This window comes from Streptomyces sp. NPDC127097 (genome assembly GCF_042724075.1).
Taxonomy (GTDB): Bacteria; Actinomycetota; Actinomycetes; order Streptomycetales; family Streptomycetaceae; genus Streptomyces.
In genome coordinates, this window is record NZ_JBHXFI010000026.1 from 78,412 (window position 1) to 99,187 (window position 20,776).

Sequence of the window (20,776 nt, forward strand, 5' to 3'; positions counted from 1 at the left end):
GGAGACCGCCATGTCCCGCGCACAGCTCGCCCTCCGCGTCAGCGACCTCGAAGCGTCGATCACCTTCTACTCGAAGCTGTTCGGCACCGAACCGGCCAAGCGACGCGACGGCTACGCCAATTTCGCCATCGCGGACCCACCCCTGAAGCTCGTACTGATCGAGGGCGGGCCCGGACAGGAGACCCGCCTCGACCACCTCGGCGTAGAGGTCGATTCCACGGACCAGGTGACGACCGCGACGACCCGCCTCAAGGACGCCGGACTCGCCACGTTCGAGGAGAACGACACCTCGTGCTGCTACGCCCTCCAGGACAAGGTGTGGGTGCACGGCCCCGGCAAGGAGCCGTGGGAGGTCTACGTGGTCAAGGCCGACGCCGACACACTCGGCACGAGCGCCGATCCGTCCGCGGGCACCGGCAGTGACGCCTGCTGTGCGAGCAAGACAGCCGACGCAGAGCCTGTCGCGAGTTGCGCCTGCGGAAGCTGATACCCGGCACTCGCCCACAGCGCCGGCTGGACACAGGAGGCACCGGACGAGAAGGACCCGGCATGACGATGCGGGGGCCCGGCCCTTTGCGCCAACCTTGCGTGCGCAATCACGTCCGCACGGCTGCGGAGCCAAGCGCCAGACCAACTGCGAGCCCAGTGCCCGTCCATGTCATGCCTTCAGTGAATTGACTGCGGGGCGCATGCCGTTCCAGGAGGGCCATGGCGGTCACCATGGTTGGTGCGATACAGAGCCCAGCGATAAAGAGCAGGGCTGCCAGCACGTAAAGGCTATTGGCGAGGAGAAGCGGGACCGCGGATACCGCCATGGCGGTATTCCCGCAAACCAAACCATGTAATGGACAGACCGATGGAGGCGATGGGACCGACCGGGATCCTGTACCCCGTCCTCCATGGTGTGCGGCGCCTCGTGTTCCCGCGCCAGCATCATGGCGAGTGAGTTGCTCTTCGTCCCGCCGTGGGTGATGACTCCCCCGACATCGAAAACTGTCGAGAGGTCCTCAACTCGCGGGTTGGTGAAGCCGACCAGTTCCCGGAGCCACCGCAGAGCCGTGGTCTCGATGAAGGTCGCGCGGCGCACCCGTCGGTGGTGCGGGGCTCGGAGTGCCGGAAGGCGTGGCCCCGGAAGTGGGGCTCGGTGAGGGCTGCGGAGTGCCGGTCGTCGGCGCGGAATATGCTTCGCCCGGTGTGGAATCGGCCCACGCCGGCGCTTGAATCATGATGGTGGCGGTCACTGCCGCCATGGCTAAAAAGCTATGTCTCAGCCTCAACTCAACTTCCCCCATTTGTAGAGGCGCGAGCCTTGATCATTTCGGCACGCACCGCCATTGATCACAGGCCATGGTAGCTACCCGTCAGCGGGAAAGTGCGTTAATGATCTTTTCTCGCATCGGAACCAAGGGGCGGTTTGCGAGTTCTACCCCCTCGAGTTGCGGGATCGATTGGAGACCACGAAATGATCTTAGGGACGAGGAACGGCCGTGCACTGCGGCACGCGGCGGTGGCCGCGGCGGTGGTCACGGGGTTCTGGGCAGTATCGGCGTGCGGTACCGACGGTGCACCGAGCTCCGACGGCGCGCGCTTCCAGGCCGGCCAAGGAGCGTCCTACCGCCTCGCCCGACTTCACGAAGGCTTATGCGGCGGGATACGAAGAAGGCGAGAAGCTCTACGACGCAGGCGGCAAGGGCGCCGCGGTGCGCGAGGTGGTAGGGGGCGGCTGTGCCCGTCGTGCCCTTGCCGCAGGAGCCGGGGCCGACCAGGACCGCGGGGCCTGGGTGAAAGGCTGCCAGGACGGAGTCGGCGACGCCCCGCGGCACCCTCCGGCCCACCCCCTTACCAAGCGGGAGTCGAACCAGAAGCTCCTCAAGGGCTTCCGCGCGTGGGCGCGCGCTCAGGGTGATACGGCGGCCGCCCGCCATGCCGGCCGGGTCTTCACCGTCGAACTCACGCGTCGCGACTACGACATCGAGGTGTCCACCGACTACAGCTCGCGGGCTGAGGCCGAGAAGTTCGCCGGAACCTTCGTGGTGTGGTGGGACGGAGACGACGGGCCCGGGGTGGCGAGGAACCTCGTCATTCTTGACCCGCACGGCCGGCGCATCGCCACCAGGCGACTGTGAAGGAGGGCGTCATCGTTCCCCGCCGGGGGCTCTGGGCTCCGGTCGCGGTACTCCTCGTGGCAATGAGTACCGCCTGCACCAGCTCCACGCCACACCCCGCGGGTGCTCCGGCCGCGAAGCCCGGCGCGGCCGGAGTGGGTGACCGTCTCTTCCCCTCGCTCGGCAATGGCGGCTACGACGTAGCGCACTACAGCCTGACCATGGACTACGTCCTCGAGACCAACCACCTCAAGGGCACCGCGGTCATCACCGCGCGCGCCACCCAGGACCTGAGCCGCTTCAACCTCGACTTCGCTGGGCTGAAGGTGCGCAGTGCCACGGTGAACGGTACGGACGCCCGCTTTGCGCGCAAGAAGAACGAGCTGACGCTGACACCCACGAAGGCGATCAAGGACGGCGAGACCTTCAAGGCCGGCATCACGTACGACGGCACGCCCAGAATGATCGAGGATGCCGACGGGGCCGTGGAGGGCTGGATCGAGACCGACGACGGCTCGGCCGCGCTGGGCCAGCCGACCGGCTCCATGGCCTGGTTCCCGGGCAACCACCACCCCTCGGACAAGGCCACGTACGACATGACGGTCACCGTCCCGAAGGACGAGGACGGCGACCCGTACGACGTGATCGGCAATGGCGAGTTGACGAAGGAGGTGGACAAGGGGGACCGCGTCACCCGGCACTGGCGCAGCAAGGAGCCCATGGCGAGCTACCTCGCCAACGTGACCGTTGGCTACTTCGAGATCACCCAGGGCCGGACCGATGACGGCCTGCCTGTCTACCTCGCCGTGGATCCGGACGAGACGGAAAGCGCCGAAGGCGTAGCGGACTTGGCCCCCGAGGTCACTGACTGGGCGAGCAAGCGCTTCGGGCCGTATCCCTTCTCGTCCACGGGCGCCATCGTCGACCACCTCCCCGATTCGGTGACGAGACCTTCTTCGGCATCCTCCGGACCTGGACCGCGCAGCACCGTCACAAGAATGCCGATACCCAGCGGTTCATCACGCTGTGCGAGAGGAAATCAGGAAAGGACCTGTCCCAGGTCTTCGACACCTGGCTCTTCAACGAGAAGAAGCCCCCAGCGATCTGACACTCGGCTTCCGGTGCTCACAGCGCACACGGTGCTCCGGCCGGGAGCCCGGCCCATGAGGGACAGCGCCGGGGCGGGCGGCCAGGGCAACCAGGGCCCGTCCCGCCGGTTGTTCAGCGTGCCGCAGGCAGCGTGACCGTGAAGGCGCTGCCCTCGCCGGGGGCGGTGCGGACGGTGGCGGTGCCGCCGTGGGCCTCGGCGATGGAGCGCACGATGCTCAGGCCGAGGCCGGTGCCGCCGCTGGTCGGGGTGCGGGACTCGTCGCCGCGGTAGAAGCGCTCGAAGATCCGCTCGGCCGTCGCGGGGGGCATCCCGGGGCCCTGGTCCGTGACCGTCAGCTGCGCGGTGCCGTCGGGCAGGGCGCGCGCCGTCACGGACACCGGGGTGTCCGGCGGGGTGTGGCGCAGCGCGTTGCTCAGGAGGTTCTGGAGCACCTGGCGCAGCCGGTCCTCGTCGCCGCGGGCGAACACCGCGCCGGGCACCTCGGCGGTCAGCGGCCGGCCGGGTTCGACGACCCGGGCATCGGTGACGGCGTCGTCGGCGAGGGCGCCGAGATCCACCGGTGCGTGCGCGACCGGGCGGCCCTGGTCGAGCCGGGCGAGCAGCAGCAACTCCTCGACCATGGTGTGCATCCGGGCGGCCTCGCCCTCGATGCGCAGCATCGCGCGCTCGATGAGCGCGGGGTCCTGGGCCAGGCCGTGCAGCTGGAGCTGGGCCCAGCCGCGGATCGTGGTCAGCGGGGTGCGCAGCTCATGGGAGGCGTTGGCCACGAACTGCCGGAGCTGCTCCTCGGACCGCTGCCGTTCGTCGAAGGCCCGGTTGAGGGCGGTGCCCACCTCTCCCACCTCGGAGTGCCGCCCGGCGACGTCGATGCGCTGGTCGAGGTCGCCGTCGGCGATCGCGGTCGCGGTGGCGGCCATGTCCCGCAGCGGCCGCAGGCCGACGTTCAGCACCCCGCGGCTGAGCAGCACGATGCCCCCGAGCACGGCGAGCGTGGCGGCGGAGTCCGCGCCGACCAGCCAGTACACGACGTCCTCGGCCGGCTGGAGGCTCTTGGCGACGACCACCCGGCTGAACCGCTGGGGCGGTGCGCCGGGGGCGGGCCGGACCGTGGCGGAGTGGCCGTAGGGGAAGCTCAGGGCGCGGAATCGGGGGACGGGGGTCTCCTCGGCGGAGACGGTGACGATGTGCGCGGCGAAGCCGTCGGGGACCGGGTCGGGCAGCTCGGGACGGGAGCCGGCCTTCCCGTCGGGGTCCCGGGCCGGGGTCTGGGCGACCACCCGGCCCCGGTCGTCGAGCAGGGCGACGTAGAGGCCGTCGGGTACCAGGGAGTTGAGGTTGTCCTGGTCGATCGGGGCGGGCCGGCTGCGCACCCGATGCTGCACGGTCTCCCGGGTCTTGGTGAGGGTGGCATCGGCGACGTCGACGAGGTTGAGCCGCAGTCCGATCAGCGAGACCACATTGACGGCCACCATGCCCACGGCCGCCAGCAGGACGACGCCCACCATCAGCCGGGCCCGCAGGGAGCCGTGCCAGGCGCCCGCCATCTCACCCGCCTTCGGGGAGCCGCAGGCTGTAGCCGAAGCCGCGCATCGTGTGGATCAGGGCCGGCGCATGGGCGTCCACCTTCGCGCGGAGCCGGGAGACCAGCTTCTCGACGACGCCGTCGCCGAAGTGGTGCTGCCAGACGTGGTCCATGATCTGTTCCTTCGACATCACCTGGTCGGCGTTGAGCAGCAAGTAGCGCAGCAGCTTGTACTCGGTCGGCGACAGCGCGATCAGCCGGTCCCCGCGCCGGACCCGGCGGCTGCGCTCGTCCACGGTCAGATCGGCGAAGCACAGCAGCGGGCCGGTCTCCGCGGAGCGCCCGGCCCGCCGTAACAACGCATGGACCCGGGCGAGGAGTTCGGGCAGGCTGAACGGCTTGGTGAGGTAGTCGTCCGCGCCCATCGCGAAGCCCGTCACCCGGTCCTCGACGGAGTCCCGCGCGGTCAGGAACAGCACCGGCTGCCGCGCCCCGTTCGCCACCAGCCGCCGGCAGACCGTGAACCCGTCCAGGTCGGGCAGCAGGACGTCCAGCACCAGCAGATCCGGGGGCAGGTCCGCGTAGGCGCGCAGGGCCTCACCGCCGCAGCCGGCGGTCGCGACCTCGTACCCCGCGAGGCTCAGCGTGGTCTGGAGCAGCTCCGTCATCCGCGGGTCGTCATCCACGACGAGCAGCCGCTGCCCGCTTCCTCGGGGCAGCGGTGCGTCGCTCGTCGGCGAGGCGGAAAGCATGGCAGTCACCCATCACGTCATGGAGTCTGCGAGGACAACGTGCGCACGCGTCCGCTGGTTCCCCCGGCGGTCCGAACGGCACGGGCGCACCCCGCTCCGGCTGTCAGGCAATGGTCAGGTTGCCGACCGGGACCGGTCAACGGGGCCCGTTTCTCTGGAGTCACGACACCGGACGACCACGTCCGCCGCGACATCTGGAGACCCCGTGGATCCTGCCGCAGACCTTGCACCCGGCGGTGCGGACGCCGTCCGTACCGCTGTCCGGAAACGGCTGCGCAGCACCCTGACCGATGTCACGCCCGTCATCGGGTTCACCCTGACCTTCGCCCTCACCCACCGGCTCGGCGTCGCGCTGACGCTCGCCCTGTCCGTCGGCGCCGGGGTCTTCCTACTCCGGCTGGTGCGCAGGGAGCCCGTGCGGCAGGCGCTCTTCTTCCTCGGCATCGTCTGTGTCCAGGGCCTGTTGGCCGGGCGCACCGGGGACGCCGTCAACTTCTTCCTTCCGCATCTCGTGCTGCACACGGTGATGGTGGTGGTGACGCCGGTGCTGCTGTTGCTGGGCTGGCCGCCGCTGGGCGTACTGGTGGCGCTGGTCACGGGGGAGCGGACCGGCTGGCGCCGCTGTGCGGTGCGCCGCCGGGCCTTCGTCAAAGGCCATCTGGTGATCTACGCCGGCTCTCTCCTGACGCTGTCGGTCCAGCTCCCGTTGTTCCTGTCCGGCCAGGCCGTCGCCCTCGGCACGGTCGATGTCTTCGGCCCGCTCGTCCTCGCGGTCGGCGCACTCCTGGGGTGGCGCGTCTACCTGCGCTCCGTCGGTACGCACCGCTGCGACGCCCCCGTCGGCCCGAGCCCTGATCTGTCGCCCCCTTTGGAAAGGACCGTTCGATGACCAGTACGCAGCCCACCACCACCGAGCCCACCACCGGGACCGAGCCCCTCGCCGGTACGCGGCCCGCCGCCAGGCCCATGCCCATGGAACGGGCCTGCCCCTTCAGCGCCCCGGAGGGCTTCCGGACGCTGCGGGAGGAGGCCCCGGTCGCGCCCGTGACTTTCCCGGACGGCGCGAAGGGCTGGCTGGTCAGCCGGTACGCGGACGTACGGGCGGTGCTCACCGACCCGCGGTTCGGCGCCAACCGCCGACCGCTCCGGACCGGCGACGCCGCGCCGGACGACGCTCCGCTGCCGCCGCCCCGGCCGGGCATGTTCATCATGATGGACCCCCCGGAGCACACTCGGTTCCGGCGGCTGCTCACCGGCCAGTTCACGGTGCGCCGGATGCAGAAGCTGGCTCCCGCGGTGGAGCGGATCGTCGCCGAGCACCTGGACGCGATGGCGGCCGCCGAGGGGCCCGTCGACCTCCTCCAGGCATTCGCGCTGCCCATTCCCTCGCTGGTGATCTGCGAGCTCCTCGGGGTGCCGTACGCGGACCGGGAGCAGTTCCAGGAGAACGCCGGCCGGATGCTCCGGATCGACGCGAGCCAGGAGGAAGCCCTCCAGGCCCATATGGCGATGAACCAGCACATCCACCAACTGGCCGTCACCAAGCGCGCCCACCCCACCGACGACATCATCAGCGGCCTGGTGCGGTCCGAACAGCTCACCGACGAAGAGGTGGCCGGTGTCGGCGCGTTGCTGCTGCTCGCCGGGCACGAGACCACCGCGAACATGATCGCGCTGGGGACCATGTGCCTGCTGGGCAACCCGGGGCAGCTGGCGGCACTGCGCGCCGAGCCCGCCCTCATGGACGGCGCCGTCGAGGAACTGCTGCGCTACCTGACGATCGTTCAGTACGGGCTGCGCCGGGTCGCCCTGGAGGACGTGGAGCTGGGCGGCCACCGCATCGAGGCGGGCGCCACCGTCGTCGCCTCCCTGACCTCGGGGAACCGGGACGCGACGCAGTTCTCCGGCGACCCCGAGGCGCTGGACGTCCGCCGTCCCTACAGCCCGCACCTCGCGTTCGGGCACGGCGTCCACCAGTGCATCGGGCAACAGCTGGCCCGGGTGGAGATGAAGGCGGCGCTGTCCGCCCTGATCGAGCGGTTCCCCACCCTGCGGCTGGCGGTACCGGCGGACCAGGTGCCGATGCGCCACGACATGCTCATCTACGGCGTCCACAAGCTGCCCGTGACCTGGTAGCCGGCCCGGCTGCCGCACGTCCACCAAGCCACCGGAGAAAGGAAATTCCGATGAAGGTCATCATCGACGAGGACAAGTGCGTCGGCGCCGGGCAGTGCGTCCTGTCCGCCGCCGAGGTCTTCGACCAGCGCGACGAGGACGGCATCGTCGTCCTGCTCGACGCCACCCCGCCGGACGCCCGGCGCGCCCCGGTCGAGGAAGCCGCCGCCCGCTGCCCCGCGCTGGCCATCGAGGTGCTGCCGTAGTGCCCGCCATGGACCGGATCGTCCTGGTGGGCGCGTCGGCCGCGGGGCTCACCGCGGCCGACGCCCTCCGGCGCGAGGGCTTCAACGGATCGCTGACGCTGGTCGGGGAGGAACTGTGGGCCCCGTACGACCGGCCCCCGCTGTCCAAACAGGTGCTGGCCGGGGCCTGGGAGCCGGAACGGGCCGTGCTGCGCCAGGAGGCCGATATCCGGCGGCTGAACCTGGACCTCCGGCTGGGTTGCCGGGCCACCGGGCTGGACCCGGCGGCGCGCACCGTCACCCTGGCCGACGGCGAGCGGCTGCGCTACGACGGCCTGCTCCTCGCCACCGGGCTGCGGCCCCGCCGGCTGCCCTTCGGCCATGACCTGGCCGGGGTGCATGTGCTGCGCACGCTCGACGACGCCCTGACGCTGCGGACGCAACTGTGCGCCGGCCCCCGGGTCGTGGTGATCGGCGCCGGCTTCCTCGGCAGCGAGATCGCCGCCACCGCGCGGGGCCTCGGCCTGGACGTCGCCCTCGTCGACACCGAGCCCACCCCGCTGGCCCGGCAGGTCGGCACCTGGGTGGGCCGGCTGGTGGCGGACCTGCACCGGGACCACGGGGTCCGGCTGCACCTGGGGCGCGGGGTCACCGGCGTGACCGCTGCGCACGGCCGGGTCACCGCCGTGGACCTCGACGACGGCACCCGGCTCCCCGCCGATGTGGTGGTGGTCGCGATCGGTTCGGTGCCGGCCGTCGACTGGCTGGCCGGCTCCGGCCTCCCCCTGGGCGACGGGGTGCGCTGCGACAGCCACTGCCGGGCCGCGCCCGGGGTGTACGCGGCCGGCGACGTGGCCAACTGGCCGGACCCGGACACCGGGGGCCGGGTCCGTCTCGAACAGCGCATGAACGCCACCGAGCAGTCCCGCGCCGCCGTCCGGAACCTCCTCGCCGGCCCCGGGGGCTCCACGCTCTACACACCGGTCCCGTTCGGCTGGACCGACCAGTACGACGCCAAGATCCAGTTCCATGGCCGGTGCCCCGCCGACGCCCGGGTGGAGTGTGTCGACGGCGACCCGCGGGACCGCCGCTTCGTCGCGCTCTACCACCAGGGCGGCCGGGTGGTCGGCGCGCTCGGCTGGAACAGCGCCCGCGCCCTGCGCCGATACCGCGCCCACATCGGCACGACCGGTGTGGTGACGGCCGGTCAGGGCGTCGGCTCGGCCTGACGCGTATGCGGGCGCGCGGGGGTGGCTGCCGTCCGAGCCGGCCCCCTGGGGACGAGACCGGGTCCCCCGAGCGCGCCCCCCGGCGGCAAAAACGGGAGGCATGCACCAGGACGGACGTGAACTGGAGGAGTGAAGAGCCCTATGGGGGCGCGAATTCGGCGGGCCGAAGAGGCCGGACCGGCGTAAGTTCGCCGCCATGGTGACTTCGATGACACAGGTGGACTACGGGCGCCGGATGGCGCGGGCGGGCCGGGCCGCCGCCGATGCCGGGCTGGCCGGGCTGATCGTGACGCCGGGACCGGATCTGACGTGGCTGTGCGGCTACCGGCCGACCGCGGTCACCGAACGGCTGACCGCCCTGGTGATCGAGCCGGAGCGGCGCCCGCGGCTGCTGGTGCCCGTATTGGAGTACCCGGATGCGGAGTACTCCCCGGGGGCCTGGGCGATGGAGGTGTCGGGCTGGACCGATGGGTCGGACCCGTATGCCGAGGTCGCCAAGTGGATGGCCCCACAGGGGCGTTACGGGATGTCCGACTCGACCTGGGCGATGCATCTGCTGGGACTCCAGCGCTCGGTGCCGGGGAGTGCGTACGCCGCGCTGACCGAGGTGCTGCCGATGCTGCGCGCCGTCAAGGACGCCCACGAGGTGGAGCTGCTGGCCGCGGCCGGGGCCGCCGCCGATGCGACCTACGAGGAGATCCTGACCGTCCGCTTCGGCGGGCGGCGGGAGTCCGAGGTGGCGGCGGACCTGGTGCGGCTGCTGACCGAGCACGGGCACAGCCAGGTCGACTTCACGATCGTGGGGTCGGGCCCCAACGGCGCCAATCCGCACCACGAGGCCGGGGATCGGGTGATCGAGGAAGGCGACATGGTCGTGCTCGACTTCGGCGGCCTCAAGGACGGCTACGGCTCGGACACCACGCGGACCGTGCACGTCGGGGAGCCGGGTGCCGAGGAGCGCAAGGTGCACGACATCGTGCGGGAGGCGCAGCAGGCGGCCTTCGAGGCGGTGCGGCCCGGCATCGCGTGCCAGGACGTCGACCGGGTGGCCAGGAAGGTGATCAAGGCAGCGGGCTACGGCGAGTACTTCATCCACCGGACCGGGCACGGCATCGGGGTGACCACCCATGAGCCGCCGTACATGGTCGAGGGCGAGCATCTGCCGCTGGTCCCGGGGATGTGCTTCTCGATCGAGCCGGGGATCTATCTGCCGGGCCGCTTCGGGGTGCGGATCGAGGACATCGTGACGTGCACGGAGTCCGGCGGGCGCCGGCTGAACCAGACGGCGCGGGAGATGGCGGTGGTGCGGTAGGCGGGTGGCGGGGGAGTTGGGGTGAGCGGGGCGGCCAGGTAAGCCGGGGGATCCGAGACGGGGCGCGCCGGGCCCCGGCCGATCCCGGCCCCGGCCAACCCCGCCCCGCTCCAGAGGGGTTGACCCCTACGGCGCCAGGGGCTCCTTGGGGAGCGGGGGCCTCGGTGGGTGGGCGAGCGCCCGCCACTCTGGTACCTCAAGTTCAGTTGAGGTCAAGGGGCTTCGTGCGGCGCGGCACGGCGGGAGCCGCCGCATGGCGGGAGCCGCCGCACGACGACCGGCATCCGAGCGTTTCCGCAGGTCAGAGCTCATTGTCAGTGGTGTGGTTCACGATGGGTGGGCAGGTGCGAGCGGGCACGGACGGCAGGGAAGGCGGTGATCGCGTGGCAGGGCGCGGCAAGGAGACGGTGCGGGCGGTGCGGCGGCCGCAGGTGCGGCTTCCGGAGCTGACGGCGTACGAGGGCGGCGAGCTGGAGCCGGAAGGGGACTACGACGGGCTGGAGTTCGCGGACGCCGACTGGGCCGGCCGGTCGGCGCGCGGCGCCCGCTTCATGGACTGCGCCGTACGACGCTGCGCGCTGGACGAGACCGTGCTCGGCCGGGCCCGGATCATCGACAGCGTGCTGAGCGGAGTCCGCGGGGTCGGCACGGATCTGTCCCGGGCGTCCCTGCGCGATGTGGAGGTGACCGACGCCCGGCTCGGCGGGACGCAGCTGCACGGGGCGGTGCTGGAGCGGGTCGTGGTGCGCGGCGGAAAGATCGACTTCCCGAATCTGCGGCAGGCGAAGCTGCGGGATGTCGCCTTCGAGGGGTGCGTGCTGGTCGAGGCGGACTTCGCGGGTGCGGTGCTGGATCGGGTGACGTTCGACGACTGCACCCTGACCCGGGTGGATTTCTCCGAGGCGCGGATGACGGACGTCGATCTGCGGGGCGCCGCCGCGCTGGACATCGCCCGGGGAATCGACCGCCTGTCGGGCGCGGTGATCAGCCCGGCCCAACTACTGGATCTGGCCCCGGTGTTCGCTGCGCAGATAGGCGTGCGGGTGGAGTGAGGGGGCGCCGGGGGTGGACGTGCCGGGCGGGCCGGCACCCGGGGCGGCTTACGGCGGGTGCGGCGGGTGCGGGGGAACCGCGCGTACGTCCCGTCCCGTCCCGGTCCGGCCCCACCCGCCGGCGTACCCGCTGGAGCGTGGCGCGGGCGTCGGCCTGAGGTTCAGACGCGGGGGAAACGGGCCTGGAGGTCCCAGATGGCGGGGTTGTCGCCGAGGCCGTCGTGCATATCGGTGAGGTCGGCGATCAGATCGTGCAGAAAGTCGCGGGCCTCGCGGCGCAGCGCGGAGTGGTTGAAGGTGAGCGGGGCCTCGTCGGCCGCCATCCAGTCGGCGTCGACGTCCACCCACCCGAAGCGGCGCTCGAAGAAGATCCGGTCGGCCGACTCGGTGAAGTCCAGCTCGGCGTGGACCGGGCGGGCGGAACGGTTGCCCCGGGGGTCGGTGTCGAGCTGCTCGACGATGTCGCACAGCGCCCAGGCGAAGTCGAGGACCGGCACCCAGCCCCAGGCCGTGGACAGCTCGCGGTCCGTCTTCGTGTCGGCGAGGTAGACGTCACCGCAGAAGAGGTCATGGCGCAGCGTGCGCACGTCCGCGGTCCGGTAGTCCGTCTGCGGCGGATCCGGGAAGCGGCGGGAGAGGGAGTAGCCGAGGTCGATCACAGCTTGATGGTGTCACGCGGTGCGCGGCGGCCGGCCGGTGCCGTCCGTTCAGGGCAGCAGCCGCTGGTCCCTGGCCACGGAGACCGCGGCGGTCCGGCCGGACACCCCGAGCTTGTCGTAGATCCGGGCCAGGTCCGCCTTGATCGTGACCTCGCTGGTCGACAGCGCACGGGCGATCTCGCGGATGCTCAGTCCGCGGGCCAGCCGGCCGAGGATGGTGAGCTCGCGGTCGGTGAGCGTGGGGCGCGGGCTGCGCATCTGGGCCAGCACGTGATGGGCGACCGGCGCGGCGAGCGAGCTCCGGCCCGCGGCCGCGGCCCGGATCGCGGCGAACAGCTCCTCCGGCGGCTCGGCCTTGAGCAGATGTCCGGCGGCCCCGGCCGCAAAGGCCCGCGCGATGTCGGCGTCGGTGTCGTAGTCGGTCAGCACGAGCACCCGGGGGGAGGTGCCGGGGGCATCGGCGCGGGCGATACGCCGGGTGGCCTCGACGCCGTCGACACCGGAGCCGAGCCGGAGATCCATCAGGACGACATCGGGGCGGAGCGCGGCGGCCAGGGCCACGGCCTCCGCACCGTTCCCGGCCTCACCGATGACTTCGATGCCCGGGGCACTGCTGAGCAGCGCGAGCAGCCCGGCGCGTACGACGTCATGGTCGTCGCAGAGCAGCACGCTCACGGGCGGGTGCGCGGATTCGGCGGCGGATCGGCTCATGGGCTGCGCTCCAGGAGGACAGCGACGGACGGGACGGTGCCCTCGCCCGGCGCCGCTTCCATGGTGCCCTCACCAAGCCGTTCCCGCAGACCGGCACCCCTACGGCCACCGAGCGACCACCGAGCCGCGCCCCTCGCGGGCTGCCCCATGACGGCCCCTCCGCCCCTGGCCGCGGCCCCCGCAAGCACCCGGCTTGCCACGCATCCCGCCACGCCCCCCGCGACGGCCCCTCCGCCCCTGGCCGCGGCCCCCGCAAGCACCCGGCTCGCCACGTCCCCCGCCACGCCTCCCCGCCACGCCCCTGCCACGCCCCCCGCCACGGCTTCTCCCCGCCTCGCCCCCTTGCCCACGCTCCCTACGCCGCGGTCAGCACCCGCGGTCCCGCGTCCGTCACCGCCACCGTGTGCTCGAAGTGGGCGGCGCGGGAGGCGTCCGTGGTGCGCAGGGTCCAGCCGTCGCCGGCCGCGTAGTAGTCGTTCCTGCCGCCGGCCAGGAACATCGGCTCGATGGCGAGGACCAGGCCGTGGCGGAGGACCATGCCGCGGCGCGGGCGGCCGTCGTTGGGGACCGCCGGATCCTCGTGCATCTGCTGGCCGATGCCGTGTCCGCCGAAGTCCTCGGGAATGCCGTAGCCGGCGGCGCGCCCGATGCTGCCGATGGCATGGGAGATATCGCCGATCCGGGCGCCCACCACGGCCGCCGCGATGCCCGCCTCCAGGGCCCGCCGGGTGGTGTCCATGAGCCGCTGGTCCTCGGGGCGGGCGGCGCCGACCGTGAAGCTGAGGGCCGCGTCGCCGGCCCAGCCGTCCACCAGGGCGCCGCAGTCGATGCTCACCAGGTCGCCGTCGCGCAGCCGGGTCCCGTCCGGGACGCCGTGCACGATCGCGTCATTGACGGAGACGCAGAGGACGGCGGGGAACGGGGTGGGCGCGAAGCTCGGGCGGTAGCCGAGGAACGGCGAGTCGGCCCCGGCCTCGCGCAGGACCGTACGGGCGACCTCGTCCAGCTCCCGCAGCCGCATCCCAGGGGTGGCCGCCGCCCGCACCGCCGCCAGCGCCTGGCCGACGACCCGGCCGGCCACCCGCATCGCGTCCATCGCCGCGTCCGTCTTGATCTCCACCATCTGCCCGACCTCCGCTCACCGCCGCCCGTGCCGCGCCACAACAACGGCGCGCAGGCGGTATTTGTTTACCGGTATTTCTTTACCGGTATTAGTATCACGGGCATGGTGCGAACTCCTCTGACCCCTCAGGAACGTGCACGCGGCGAGCGGCTCGGTGCGCTGCTGCGGGCGGCCCGCGGCGAGCGGAGCATGGTCGAGGTCGCGGCGGCGGCGGGGCTGTCCGCCGAGACGCTGCGGAAGATCGAGACCGGCCGGGCGCCGACCCCGGCCTTCTTCACGATCGCCGCGCTCTCCGGCGCCCTCGGCCTCTCACTGGACGAGGTGGCGCAACTGTCCGCACCCCCCGAAACGGTCGCGGACGCGGTCGCCTGACCGCCCCCGCCCGCCCCAAAAACACGCCAAGGGCCGGCTCCCCCACTGGGGAACCGGCCCTCCATAACGCGCCGCCCGCGCCAGGCTCAGACCTGCATCAGGTTCAGAAGACCTGCACCAGTCTCAGAAGGTCTGCATCGGGCTCGGACCCGCACCTGGCTCAGCCCCGGATCTGGCTCAGACCCGGACCGCATCAGACGTCGGACATTGACCGTCAGATGTTTCCCGTCAGACGTTGACGCCGAAGTCCTGCGCGATGCCGACGAGGCCCGAGGCGTAGCCCTGGCCGACCGCGCGGAACTTCCACTCGGCACCGTTGCGGTACAGCTCGCCGAAGACCATGGCGGTCTCCGTGGCGGCGTCCTCGCTGAGGTCGTAGCGGGCGATCTCGGTGCCGCCGGCCTGGTTGATGATGCGGATGAAGGCGTTCCGCACCTGGCCGAAGTTCTGGCTGCGGTTCTCGGCGTCGTAGATCGAGACCGGGAAGACGATCTTGTCGATGTCGGCCGGCAGCGCCGCGAGGTTGACGTTGATCTGCTCGTCGTCGCCCTCGCCCTGGCCGGTCACGTTGTCACCGGTGTGCACGATCGACTGGTCGGGCGTCGCCTTGTTGTTGAAGAAGACGAAGTGCTGGTCGGAGAAGACCTTGCCGCTCGGGTTGACCGCGATCGCGCTGGCGTCGAGGTCGAAGTCCGTGCCGGTGGTGGTGCGGACGTCCCAGCCGAGGCCCACCGTGACGGCGGTCAGGCCCGGTGCCTCCTTGGTGAGGGAGACGTTGCCGCCCTTGGACAGGCTTACAGCCATGGGAAGTCCCTTTCCTTGTCGACTCGTCGAAGCATCGGGCTCCGTGCTGCGCACGAAGCTACCGTTACCCACCACAACGCCATGAGGGGACCGCCAGGTTCCAGGAGTCTTTACTCTCTTTGCCGAATTCTGATGTGAACGCTCTGCGCGGGACCCGAAAAGCGGGTGACGGGCCCATGCGCGGCGCGGGATCATAGGACTCATGTCCGGGCCCTATGTCATCCGCGGTTCGGTCGTCCTTCCCGAGGCCGAGCTCGTCTGGCGTTTCTCGCGTTCCTCAGGTCCGGGCGGCCAGCACGTCAACACCAGCGACAGCCAGGTCGAGCTGCGTTTCGACCTCGACAAAACCGAGGCACTGCCGCCGGTGTGGAAAGCGCGCGCCCTGGAGCGGCTGGCGGGCCGGCTGGTCGGCGGCGTGCTGTCCGTACGGGCCTCCGAGCACCGCTCGCAGTGGCGCAACCGCGAGACCGCCGCCGTCCGGCTGGCCGCGCTGCTCGCCGAGGCCACCGCTCCGCCGCCCAAGCCACGCCGTAAGTCGCGGATCCCACGGGGCATCAATGAGCGGCGGCTGCGCGAGAAGAAGCAGCGCGGCGACACCAAGCGCGGCCGCTCGGGCCGCGGCTGGGACTGACCGCCCCGGCCGTCGTGACCGCCCCGGCCGTCGTGACCGCCCCGGCCGTCGTGACCGCCCCGGCCGTCGTGACCGCCGCAGCCGTCCTGACCGCCCCGGCCGTCCCGTCCGCCCACGCCGTCCCCGGGCCTCACCCCAACTGCCGGTACTTCCCCCGGAAGTACGTCAGCGGCCCGTCCTCCTCGTTCGGGAGTGTCGTGGCCAGGACGCGTGCGATGACCAGCGTGTGATCGCCGGCCACGACCCGCTGCTCGGTACGGCACTCCAGCGTCGCCAGGGCGCCCCCGATGAGGGGCGCGCCGGACGCTTCGCCCCGTACGTGCGCAATGTCCTCGAAGAGCAGCCGGTCGCTGATGCGGCCCTTCATGGCGAATCGTCCGGCGATCTGCCGCTGATGTCCCGACAGCACCGAGACGGCCCAGTAGGGCTGCACCTCCAGCAGGTCGTCCATCCGTGAGTCGTTGCGAACGCTCACCATCACCAGCGGCGGATCGAGGGACACGGAGAGGAACGCCGTGGCGGTCATGCCGACGTCCTCGCCGTGCGGCCCGCCGTCCGGGTCGTGGGCGGTGATCAGCACCACGCCGGAGGCCAGGCGGGACAGGGCAGCACGGAACTCGTCGTCACTCACCCCAACAGAATGCGGGATCGGCGCGCCGCCCGGCACGGAGGCGAGGGTGACGGCGGGTACGGGGTGGGCGACGGGCCCGGCGGCCGCCGCGTCGGCGGGAGTCTTCGTGAACACGCCATAAACGCTAACTTCGGCCGGCCGTGGCGCGCATCGGGCCTCCGGACCACTCGCGTCCTAGGTCTGACGGCGGAGTTCCCGAATCGCTCGGAATTTGCGTTCAGTAAGTGTAGAAAGAGTGAAGGCGCGCTCCCGTGGCGGTTTTATGGAAGATCGCCAACCGTCCTTCATTGTTTGTGACTTGAGTCACAGCAGGCGCTAATTGTTGACCCTGTGTACCGAGTGAACAGCTCACTGTGATTCAGTGAGCGGGGAATCGGACGACAAGAAATCGTGGAGTTTGCTGTCGAGGTCTCAGGGAGAGCGAGCGATGGAGACCGAGTCGGAGCCATACGTCCGTCTTGCGACCCTGCGGCAGCTGCACCAAGTGGTCGCCGAGCTGAATACCGCACGTAGCCTTGCGGACACCTTGCAGACCGTCGCCGACGGCGTGATCACCGGGCTGGGCTATGAGCTGTCCGCGGTCAATCTCGTGCGGCCCGACGGCGATCTCGTCGTCGCCGCGGTGGCCGGCAGCGCGGGCGCCGAGGCGCTCATGGCCGGACGGGTCGGCTCCCGCGCCTCCTGGGAGCGCCGGCTGTCCATGGGCGAGCGCTGGGGCGATCTGCACTTCATCTCGCACACCGAGGGCTGGGTGCTCGATGACGACGACGTACCGCAGTGGCACACGGCCGGACCCACGCCCCGGTTCCCCGACGAGTGGCACCCCATGGACCGCCTCTTCGCGCCCATGTACACCGCGGCCAACGGGGGCGGCGAGCTGCTCGGAGTGATCTCCGTCGACCGGCCGCGCAACGGCCGGCGGCCCGGCCCCTGGGGCCAGGAAGCGCTCCAGATGTACGCCTTCCAGTCCGCCATCGCGATCAGCAACGCCCGGCTGCGGGCCAACATGCAGCGCGCCCTGGTCCGGCTGGAGCGCGAGCAGCAGGCGCTGCGCGCCAGCGAGGAGAGCTTCCGGCAGGCGTTCGAGTACGCGCCGAGCGGGATGGCCGTCGCCGAGATGGGCGGTGACCAGCACGGACGGCTGCTCCGCACCAACGATGCGCTGTGCCGGCTGCTGGGCCGCCCGGCCTCCGGGATGCGCCGCTACTCCTTCTCCGACCTCGTCCACCCCGAGGACATCGGCACGCTGCTGCGCACCTCCGCCGAGGGCGGCCGTGCCGAGCTGCGGCTGGCCCGCCGGGACGGCACCTACGTGTGGGTCTCGCTGCGCAACTCCGTCGTCGCCGACACCGCCGACGGCCCCCGCTTCCTGCTCACCCACGTCGAGGACATCGAGGAGCGCAAGCGGCACGAGCTCCAGCTCGCCCACCGCGCCAGCCATGACTCGCTGACCGGGCTGCCCAACAGCGCCGAGCTGCGGGCCCGGCTCGGCGCCCGGCTGTGCTCCCGCCCGCCCGGCTCGATGGCGGACGCCTACGCCTCCTCGGCCACGATCAGCACCGACCCCCGCGCTCCGCACGGCTTCCGGCCGGACGCCAAGGAGCCCTTCGACGGGCTCGACGGGTTCGAGGGCGGGCCCCCGCCCCCGTTCGACCACCATGTGCATCTCGTCGCCCCCGCGGACGGGCCGGCCGACGACGGCTCCAAGGGGCTCGCGGTCCTCTTCTGCGACCTCGACGGCTTCAAGTCGATCAACGACCGCTTCGGGCACAACACCGGCGACGCCGTGCTGATAGAGGTCGCCCGCCGGCTGACCAGCGGCGTCCGGGACGGCGACACGGTCGCCCGGCTCGGCGGCGACGAGTTCGTGGTGCTCGCCGACGGTCTCGGCACCGCCGACGCCCAGGACCTGGCCGTCCGGCTGCGGAACGCGATCATCCCGCCGATCCGGGTGGAGGGCCGCGCGGTCCGGGTGGGCGCCAGCTTCGGCATCGGCTGGGCGAGCTGCGGAATGTCCGCCGAGGAGGTGCTGGAGTCGGCCGACCAGCGGATGTACGTCGAGAAGCGCTCCCGCTCGAAGGCGAACCGGCGGGCGGCGGGCTGAACGGCCGGGCGCGATGCCGCGTATCTCACACCGGCCCCGCATCGGCCCGCGCACCAGCAGTTCACCGATCCGTAGCGATCTTGTGGCCCTCCGGGCACGGTGTGCGCAGGCCGCGACGGGGTAGGCTGCGCCGATGCGGCGCGGCGCCGCCGGGGGCCCGAAAGACAGTTCGCGCAATGAAGCCTGCGGACGCGTAGAGACGCGTACAGACGCGCACAGATCGCTTGGGAGTGACACGGAATGACGGCCGGCAACAACGGCGCGGACACGCCGGAGAACGACGACCCGTTCGCCTATCTCTACCGCTCGGAAGGCGGCGAGGGCGGCGCCCAGGGCTCGGCGGGCGACGGCGCGGCGGCGCGGCAGCCGGGGGTTCCGCGGACGTCCTACAACCAGGTCCGCGCGGTCGGCCAGCGCCAGTACGGCCAGCAGGCCCCGCAGCAGGTGACGTACGGGCAGCAGAACGCCCACTACGCCGCCCCCGAGACCCTGCCCGGCGGCGACCGCACCCGCTCCGTCCCGGCCAACGGCGGCCAGGAGCCGCGCCGCGGCCGCAACGGCCTGCTGATCGGCGCCGTCGCCGTGGTCGCGGTGGTCTGCATAGGCATCGGCGTCGCGATGCTCACCAACGGCAACGACTCGAAGGACGTCTCCGCGGGCAAGCCGGGGCCGACGGCCGGGAACAAGGTCGAGCCCGGCGACAAGCCCACCACCAAGCCCGCCCCCGGCGAACTGCCCAAGCAGGACGCGGGCAGCCTGCGGCTGGAGGGCGGGGCGACCACGGCCAAGGAGGTGCCGGGCGCGCGCTCGCCCGGCGGGGCCTATGTGGCCGGCATGAACACGCAGGGCGCGGCGGCCACTTGGTCGCTCGATGTCGAGGCTTCCGGCAAGTACAAGCTCTGGGTCGGTTACGGCGTGCCCGGCAAGGACGCCAACCTGACCCTGAATGTGAACGGCACAGCGGACAGCCGGCCGATCAGGCTGAAGAACTTCGCCCACGCCCCGGAGGGCGCCTGGGACAAGGGCTGGACCCGGAGCTGGCAATATGTGCAGCTCAACAAGGGCACCAACACCATCAAGCTGTCCTGCGAGAGCGGGAATCAGTGCGAAGTGAACCTCGACAAGGTCTGGCTGGCCCGGAGCTGAGAGGCGAGGGGGCGGTGCGCCCCCGAGGGGCCGCGCCCCTGGGAAGTGCCCCGCCGCGGAAGGCCGTTGGGCCCGGCCCGCGCCGGCCACCGCCAGAGGACTGGCACGTCACAGACTGCGTGCCTCCGGCGAAGGCGCCACCACCCGCACCGTCCGCAGCAGTTCCTCATAGGTCGCCGCGTCGAACTCGCCCGCAGCCGGGGCCCGTACGGTCGCCGCGGAGAGGGCCACCGCGCGGGTCAGGCGGTCCGGCCAGGGCAACTCCTCGACCAGGCCGGACAGCAGGCCGGCCACCGCGGAATCGCCGGCGCCGGTCGGGTTGCCGGCGATCCGGCGGGGCGGGGCGGCCTGCCAGATGCCGTCGGCGGTGACCGCGAGCATGCCGTCCGGGCCCAGCGAGGCGGCCACCGCGTGCGCGCCGCGGCGGCGGGCGTCGCGGGCGGCGCGCAGCGGTTCGGTGCTGCCGGTGAGGGCGGCGAGTTCATCGGCGTTGGGCTTGGCGAGGTCGGGGCGGGCGGCCAGCCCGCGGCGCAGCGGTTCGCCGCTGGTGTCGAGGAGGACCGGGACGCCGGCGCTGCGCGCGCCCCGGGTCAGCCGGGCGTAGACATCGACCGGGACGCCCGGCGGGAGGCTGCCGCAGAGCGCCACCGCCCGTGCCTCGCCGAGGAGTTCGCGGTAGGTGCCGAGGAAGGTGTCCCACTCGGCGGGGGAGACGACCGGGCCCGGCTCGTTGAGCTGGGTGGTGTCTCCGGTGGCCGCGTCGACGACGGCGACGGTGCGGCGGGTGGCGCCGCCGACCGGGACCAGCGCGTCGGTGACCGCGGTCTCCGCGAGCAGCGCGCGCAGGGCCTCGCCGGTGCCGCCGCCCGCGAAGCCGGTGGCGACCGTACGGTGACCGAGCGCGGCCAGCACCCGGGCGACGTTCAGGCCCTTGCCGCCGGGGCGTTCGGACACCTCGGTGATCCGGTTCGTGGTGTGCGGCTGGAGCCGGGGGACGCGGTAGGTGATGTCCAGGGCGGCGTTCAGCGTGACCGTAAGGATCATGGTCGCCCCTCCGGGCAGTCATGGCCGGGCGGCCGGGCGTCGGGCAACCGCGTACGGCGGTGGCATGCGGACAAGTGCGCGAGCGATCATGCCATCGTCGGTGGTGGT

21 protein-coding genes and 1 pseudogene are annotated in these 20,776 nt (G+C 71.9%); 13 read left to right on the forward strand and 9 right to left on the reverse strand.

All coding sequences use genetic code 11. From position 1 onward, the window contains the following. The first annotated feature begins 10 nt into the window (after positions 1-10). Positions 11-487 (forward strand): ArsI/CadI family heavy metal resistance metalloenzyme, encoded by a 477-nt coding sequence (locus ACFWJW_RS20745; protein WP_387243184.1) that lies wholly within the window; start codon positions 11-13, stop codon positions 485-487. A 121-nt stretch (positions 488-608) separates the two neighbouring features. On the opposite strand, the pseudogene ACFWJW_RS20750 reads toward ACFWJW_RS20745, so the two are convergent. Then, positions 609-827 (reverse strand): annotated as a pseudogene (locus ACFWJW_RS20750) (MFS transporter); the annotation flags it as partial. Between the two features lie 735 nt (positions 828-1,562). Between ACFWJW_RS20750 and ACFWJW_RS20755 the strand changes: the two are divergent. Continuing rightward, complete coding sequence (locus tag ACFWJW_RS20755; RefSeq protein WP_387243187.1) at positions 1,563-2,126, forward strand: hypothetical protein; 564 nt, start codon at positions 1,563-1,565, stop codon at positions 2,124-2,126. 62 nt (positions 2,127-2,188) lie between these two features. Continuing rightward, the gene (locus tag ACFWJW_RS20760; protein ID WP_387243264.1) at positions 2,189-3,349 is read left to right on the forward strand and encodes a hypothetical protein; all 1,161 of its coding nucleotides are present in this window, start codon (positions 2,189-2,191) and stop codon (positions 3,347-3,349) included. Here ACFWJW_RS20760 and ACFWJW_RS20765 read toward each other — a convergent pair. Both ACFWJW_RS20765 and ACFWJW_RS20770 read right to left on the reverse strand, forming a co-directional pair. Then, on the reverse strand, positions 3,327-4,760 hold the full coding sequence (locus tag ACFWJW_RS20765; RefSeq protein WP_387243190.1) for a sensor histidine kinase: 1,434 nt from the start codon (positions 4,758-4,760) through the stop codon (positions 3,327-3,329). The genes ACFWJW_RS20760 and ACFWJW_RS20765 overlap by 23 nt on opposite strands. Position 4,761: 1 nt before the next feature. Then, positions 4,762-5,490: a response regulator transcription factor gene (locus ACFWJW_RS20770; RefSeq protein ID WP_387243267.1), complete on the reverse strand. Its 729-nt coding sequence runs from the start codon at positions 5,488-5,490 to the stop codon at positions 4,762-4,764. A 205-nt stretch (positions 5,491-5,695) separates the two neighbouring features. On the opposite strand from ACFWJW_RS20770, the gene ACFWJW_RS20775 reads away from it, so the two are divergent. From ACFWJW_RS20775 to ACFWJW_RS20800, 6 genes are all read left to right on the forward strand, one after another. Continuing rightward, positions 5,696-6,379: a DUF3159 domain-containing protein gene (locus ACFWJW_RS20775; protein WP_387243193.1), complete on the forward strand. Its 684-nt coding sequence runs from the start codon at positions 5,696-5,698 to the stop codon at positions 6,377-6,379. After that, the gene (locus ACFWJW_RS20780; protein WP_387243196.1) at positions 6,376-7,626 is read left to right on the forward strand and encodes a cytochrome P450; all 1,251 of its coding nucleotides are present in this window, start codon (positions 6,376-6,378) and stop codon (positions 7,624-7,626) included. Before ACFWJW_RS20775 ends, ACFWJW_RS20780 begins: the two co-directional genes overlap by 4 nt. A 50-nt stretch (positions 7,627-7,676) precedes the next feature. Continuing rightward, a complete protein-coding gene (locus ACFWJW_RS20785; RefSeq protein ID WP_042147102.1) occupies positions 7,677-7,871 on the forward strand; it encodes a ferredoxin in 195 nt (64 codons plus the stop codon). 8 nt (positions 7,872-7,879) lie between these two features. Next, positions 7,880-9,079 carry an NAD(P)/FAD-dependent oxidoreductase gene (locus ACFWJW_RS20790; RefSeq protein ID WP_387243270.1) on the forward strand — a complete coding sequence of 400 codons (1,200 nt, stop codon included), beginning with the start codon at positions 7,880-7,882 and terminating at the stop codon, positions 9,077-9,079. A 208-nt stretch (positions 9,080-9,287) separates the two neighbouring features. Beyond that, positions 9,288-10,391, forward strand: a complete 1,104-nt coding sequence (locus tag ACFWJW_RS20795) for an aminopeptidase P family protein (protein WP_387243273.1) — start codon at positions 9,288-9,290, stop codon at positions 10,389-10,391. A gap of 407 nt (positions 10,392-10,798) precedes the next feature. Next, positions 10,799-11,443, forward strand: coding sequence for a pentapeptide repeat-containing protein (locus tag ACFWJW_RS20800; RefSeq protein ID WP_387243276.1), 645 nt, complete (start codon positions 10,799-10,801; stop codon positions 11,441-11,443). A 161-nt stretch (positions 11,444-11,604) separates the two neighbouring features. Here the strand turns inward: ACFWJW_RS20800 and ACFWJW_RS20805 are convergent, their stop codons facing one another. From ACFWJW_RS20805 to map, 3 genes are all read right to left on the reverse strand, one after another. Then, a complete protein-coding gene (locus ACFWJW_RS20805; protein ID WP_042147111.1) occupies positions 11,605-12,102 on the reverse strand; it encodes a hypothetical protein in 498 nt (165 codons plus the stop codon). 48 nt (positions 12,103-12,150) lie between these two features. Beyond that, a complete protein-coding gene (locus ACFWJW_RS20810) occupies positions 12,151-12,813 on the reverse strand; it encodes a response regulator transcription factor (protein WP_387243201.1) in 663 nt (220 codons plus the stop codon). 355 nt (positions 12,814-13,168) lie between these two features. Then, on the reverse strand, positions 13,169-13,936 hold the full coding sequence (gene map, locus ACFWJW_RS20815) for a type I methionyl aminopeptidase (protein WP_387243203.1): 768 nt from the start codon (positions 13,934-13,936) through the stop codon (positions 13,169-13,171). A 102-nt stretch (positions 13,937-14,038) separates the two neighbouring features. Here map and ACFWJW_RS20820 point away from each other — a divergent pair, with 102 nt between their 5' ends. After that, positions 14,039-14,308: a helix-turn-helix domain-containing protein gene (locus ACFWJW_RS20820; protein WP_387243206.1), complete on the forward strand. Its 270-nt coding sequence runs from the start codon at positions 14,039-14,041 to the stop codon at positions 14,306-14,308. Positions 14,309-14,536: 228 nt separating this feature from the next. Here ACFWJW_RS20820 and ACFWJW_RS20825 read toward each other — a convergent pair whose 3' ends face one another. Then, on the reverse strand, positions 14,537-15,112 hold the full coding sequence (locus ACFWJW_RS20825) for a TerD family protein (protein WP_018089744.1): 576 nt from the start codon (positions 15,110-15,112) through the stop codon (positions 14,537-14,539). Positions 15,113-15,314: 202 nt separating this feature from the next. On the opposite strand from ACFWJW_RS20825, the gene arfB reads away from it, so the two are divergent. Then, on the forward strand, positions 15,315-15,743 hold the full coding sequence (gene arfB, locus ACFWJW_RS20830) for an alternative ribosome rescue aminoacyl-tRNA hydrolase ArfB (protein ID WP_387243210.1): 429 nt from the start codon (positions 15,315-15,317) through the stop codon (positions 15,741-15,743). Between the two features lie 130 nt (positions 15,744-15,873). Here the strand turns inward: arfB and ACFWJW_RS20835 are convergent, their stop codons facing one another. Further along, a complete protein-coding gene (locus ACFWJW_RS20835; protein WP_387243213.1) occupies positions 15,874-16,488 on the reverse strand; it encodes a flavin reductase family protein in 615 nt (204 codons plus the stop codon). Between the two features lie 313 nt (positions 16,489-16,801). Here ACFWJW_RS20835 and cdgB point away from each other — a divergent pair, with 313 nt between their 5' ends. Both cdgB and ACFWJW_RS20845 read left to right on the forward strand, forming a co-directional pair. After that, positions 16,802-18,478, forward strand: a complete 1,677-nt coding sequence (cdgB, locus tag ACFWJW_RS20840) for a diguanylate cyclase CdgB (RefSeq protein ID WP_387243216.1) — start codon at positions 16,802-16,804, stop codon at positions 18,476-18,478. Positions 18,479-18,718: 240 nt separating this feature from the next. Then, positions 18,719-19,624 (forward strand): CBM35 domain-containing protein, encoded by a 906-nt coding sequence (locus ACFWJW_RS20845; RefSeq protein WP_387243219.1) that lies wholly within the window; start codon positions 18,719-18,721, stop codon positions 19,622-19,624. Positions 19,625-19,732: 108 nt separating this feature from the next. Here ACFWJW_RS20845 and ACFWJW_RS20850 read toward each other — a convergent pair whose 3' ends face one another. Beyond that, entirely contained in the window at positions 19,733-20,668 is a 936-nt protein-coding gene (locus tag ACFWJW_RS20850; protein ID WP_387243222.1) for a 1-phosphofructokinase family hexose kinase, read from the reverse strand. Positions 20,669-20,776 lie beyond the last annotated feature (108 nt).

Coding starts and splice junctions, on each gene's coding strand:
- ACFWJW_RS20825 (WP_018089744.1), bottom strand. CDS start 15,112: ATGGCTGTAAGCCTGTCCAAGGGCGGCAACGTCTCCCTCACCAAGGAG.
- ACFWJW_RS20795 (WP_387243273.1), top strand. CDS start 9,288: ATGACACAGGTGGACTACGGGCGCCGGATGGCGCGGGCGGGCCGGGCC.
- cdgB (WP_387243216.1), top strand. CDS start 16,802: ATGGAGACCGAGTCGGAGCCATACGTCCGTCTTGCGACCCTGCGGCAG.
- arfB (WP_387243210.1), top strand. CDS start 15,315: ATGTCCGGGCCCTATGTCATCCGCGGTTCGGTCGTCCTTCCCGAGGCC.
- ACFWJW_RS20765 (WP_387243190.1), bottom strand. CDS start 4,760: ATGGCGGGCGCCTGGCACGGCTCCCTGCGGGCCCGGCTGATGGTGGGC.
- ACFWJW_RS20785 (WP_042147102.1), top strand. CDS start 7,677: ATGAAGGTCATCATCGACGAGGACAAGTGCGTCGGCGCCGGGCAGTGC.
- ACFWJW_RS20760 (WP_387243264.1), top strand. CDS start 2,189: ATGAGTACCGCCTGCACCAGCTCCACGCCACACCCCGCGGGTGCTCCG.
- ACFWJW_RS20745 (WP_387243184.1), top strand. CDS start 11: ATGTCCCGCGCACAGCTCGCCCTCCGCGTCAGCGACCTCGAAGCGTCG.
- map (WP_387243203.1), bottom strand. CDS start 13,936: ATGGTGGAGATCAAGACGGACGCGGCGATGGACGCGATGCGGGTGGCC.
- ACFWJW_RS20850 (WP_387243222.1), bottom strand. CDS start 20,668: ATGATCCTTACGGTCACGCTGAACGCCGCCCTGGACATCACCTACCGC.
- ACFWJW_RS20790 (WP_387243270.1), top strand. CDS start 7,880: ATGGACCGGATCGTCCTGGTGGGCGCGTCGGCCGCGGGGCTCACCGCG.
- ACFWJW_RS20810 (WP_387243201.1), bottom strand. CDS start 12,813: ATGAGCCGATCCGCCGCCGAATCCGCGCACCCGCCCGTGAGCGTGCTG.
- ACFWJW_RS20770 (WP_387243267.1), bottom strand. CDS start 5,490: ATGCTTTCCGCCTCGCCGACGAGCGACGCACCGCTGCCCCGAGGAAGC.
- ACFWJW_RS20780 (WP_387243196.1), top strand. CDS start 6,376: ATGACCAGTACGCAGCCCACCACCACCGAGCCCACCACCGGGACCGAG.
- ACFWJW_RS20845 (WP_387243219.1), top strand. CDS start 18,719: ATGACGGCCGGCAACAACGGCGCGGACACGCCGGAGAACGACGACCCG.
- ACFWJW_RS20820 (WP_387243206.1), top strand. CDS start 14,039: ATGGTGCGAACTCCTCTGACCCCTCAGGAACGTGCACGCGGCGAGCGG.